The sequence below is a fragment of the Halobacterium bonnevillei genome (assembly GCF_009831555.1).
Classification (GTDB): Archaea; Halobacteriota; Halobacteria; order Halobacteriales; family Halobacteriaceae; genus Halobacterium; species Halobacterium bonnevillei.
The window spans coordinates 1-2446 of record NZ_WUUU01000278.1; the positions used below are offsets into that span (position 1 = coordinate 1).

General features: G+C 69.3%; 4 protein-coding genes. 1 reads left to right on the plus strand and 3 read right to left on the minus strand.

Annotated elements, in window-relative coordinates; translation table 11 throughout:
* Positions 1 to 162: 162 nt before the first annotated feature.
* Positions 163 to 612, minus strand: a complete 450-nt coding sequence (locus GRX66_RS18270) for a DUF5807 family protein (protein ID WP_325064195.1) — start codon at positions 610 to 612, stop codon at positions 163 to 165.
* Between the two features lie 39 nt (positions 613 to 651).
* Positions 652 to 1071: a 30S ribosomal protein S6e gene (locus GRX66_RS18275; protein WP_159527760.1), complete on the minus strand. Its 420-nt coding sequence runs from the start codon at positions 1069 to 1071 to the stop codon at positions 652 to 654.
* Positions 1072 to 1306: 235 nt separating this feature from the next.
* Between GRX66_RS18275 and GRX66_RS18280 the strand changes: the two genes are divergently transcribed.
* Positions 1307 to 1591 carry a hypothetical protein gene (locus GRX66_RS18280; RefSeq protein ID WP_159527761.1) on the plus strand — a complete coding sequence of 95 codons (285 nt, stop codon included), beginning with the start codon at positions 1307 to 1309 and terminating at the stop codon, positions 1589 to 1591.
* Positions 1592 to 1663: 72 nt separating this feature from the next.
* Here the strand turns inward: GRX66_RS18280 and GRX66_RS18285 are convergent, their stop codons facing one another.
* The gene (locus GRX66_RS18285) at positions 1664 to 2254 is read right to left on the minus strand and encodes a nitrous oxide reductase accessory protein NosL (protein WP_159527762.1); all 591 of its coding nucleotides are present in this window, start codon (positions 2252 to 2254) and stop codon (positions 1664 to 1666) included.
* Positions 2255 to 2446: the final 192 nt, after the last annotated feature.

Consider the following 2446-nt stretch of genomic DNA (forward strand, 5'->3'; position numbering starts at 1 on the left):
CGGTGTCGTGGTCGAGCGCGGCAGCGCGCACGCGCGTTCGCGCACGCCGCCCGCCCGCTCGGTGTACTCGCGAACGAACGCGCCGCCGTCGGGTTCCGGGAGGTTCGACAGCGCGTAGACGCGGTCCAGCACCGCGCTCCCGACGGCGACGACGCGAGCCATCTACCGCTCGCCCGCGACCCACTTGTCCGAGTACGCCGTTCCGCACGAACAGTAGACGTAGGCGTGAATGACGTCGCCGTCTGCGTACAGGCCGCCGACGTCCTCGTTCTGTGCTTCCGCGAACGAGAACACGAACTCGGGGCGGTGGTCGTCCGCGCCGTCCGCGGACTCGTTGGCTGCCTCCGGGCAGTCGCCGTCCACGAGGTCGGCGTCGATGCGCCCGGGGTTGTCCATCGCCGCGGACCCGAAGTCCATCGCGGACATCCCCGTGATCGTCTGGAAGACGCTGCGGCCGCGCTCGCCGTCGACGACGAGCACGACTCCGTCCGCGACGCGCTCGGCGTCCTCGCGGTCCGCGAGCGTGTCGACGTCGGAGACGTACGACTCGGAGAGGTAGAGTGCGACGTGGTCAGTGCGGTCGCCGGCGAGATACGCGTCGTAGTCGCTCACGGCGTCGAGTACGCGACGAACCCGAAAAAACGTGCCTACTTAGGCTGCTGCTTCGTCGGCGTCCTCGTCCTCTGCGTCGCCCTCACCGTAGAGGGACTCGACGGACTCCTCACCGCGCTCGGTGATGGAGACGTTGAGCTGCGCGGTGTCGTCGGAGACTTCCTTCCCGCGGACGGTGACGCGCTTGCGCTCGCCGTCCGTGCTCGGGTTGAAGCCCGGGCCGCCGGTGAGGAGGATGTCCTTGAGTGCGGAGCCGTCGACGTCGTCGCGCATCGGCCGGCCGGCGGCGTCGCTGCCGCCCGTGATTTCGACCGCGTAGCCGTCGAGGCCGACGGCGCCGCCGTCGACTTCGTCGCCGATCTGTCGGCTGATGAAGCGGTTCGCGTCCTGTCCGTCGACCTCTCGCTGGAAGCTTCGCCCCGACTCGGGGTCGGAGACGACGACCTGGAACGTAGCCATGCGTGCAACCAGTCGTGCGCTATTCAAAAACCCGTCGAAGCCGCCGGCAGGCCGCCTGACGGGACGACACCGCCGAACGCGGCCGGAGCGGTCGCTCCGCTGTGGGGGGCCTTCCCGTCAGTCAGCGGTATCCCTGTCGAACGGACTGGTCGCACCGCCGCGCTCGCGGTCCGTTCGCGTCCCTTCGGCGACCCGAGTGTTGAAGCCGAGCGCGTCCGAAGTACGAAGTAGTCGAATGGACCGGGAACTCCTGATGTTGCACCTGCGGCAGGGGTTCGGCGGGACGCCCGCGGAACGCCGCACCGTCGCGCGGTCCGCCGGCGACCTGGCGGACGCCGAGAAACTCCAGGCGGACCTCGGCGTCGAACTGACCCCGGCGGTCATCCTCGAACACCTGGCGGACGCCCCGGACGGGTCGCCGGCGGAGCGCTGGAACTGGTGGATGGGCGCGTTGGAGGTCAGCCACGGCGGCTACCGGCGGTTCCGCGTGGCAGCCTGGAAGCGCGAACAGGAGGAGTGACCGGGCCGCTCGCGGAGTTCTCCGAGCAGGTCCTCGGGACGTAGGTGGTGGCTACCGTGAGGTATCGAACGGTTACCGGTAGGACTGCAGGAACTCGCTGTCGACGTCGTCGAACGCGAGGCGGCGACCGCCCTGGGTTTCGACGAACGACGCCGCGTCGGTCTCGTCGGAGAACGGAATCAGCTCCTTCCCCATCCCGCCGTGAACGCCGCTGTCGGCGACGTAGGACATCGACTCGGCGTCCCCGAACGTGTCGGCGGCCGTGTGCGTGCTGATGTACGTCTGGCCGTCGCGGGTCGCGAGTTCGTAGTCGACCGTCGAGTAGTCGGTGACGTAGATGGCGCGCGCCGTCCAGCCCTCCCGTTCGTGGGCGAGGTAGTACGGGAAGAGACCGACCGAGAGCGTGTGGAACCACGCAGGGTTGTCGTGGCCCTCCGGGCTGTTGTCGACGTAGAAGATCTGGCCGTTCGGACCGAAGTGCTCGCCGATGATCATGCCGCCCTGGTCGTCGACCTTCCCGCCTGAGAGGTCGATGGGGTCGGGTTTCGGGCCGGTCGGTTCGTCGTCGCCGTCGTCGCCGCCGAGACACCCGGCGAGCGAAACCGCGGCTGTCGTCGCGCCGGCCGCGAGAAACGCGCGTCGGGTCGAAGTGTGTCGTGTCATGAAACGGGAGGTGCGTGAGGTGTTCGTTCTGCGCGTTACACGGACCGCCGGTTGAGCGCGAGCACGGCGCCCGCGACAGGGACGACGACCCACAGGGCGAGCGCGCCGAGCAGCATCGTCATCGTCAGGTCCGCGGCGGTCAGGACGCCCGCGATGCCGCCAGCGGTCGTCGGGACGACGCGTAACACGAGC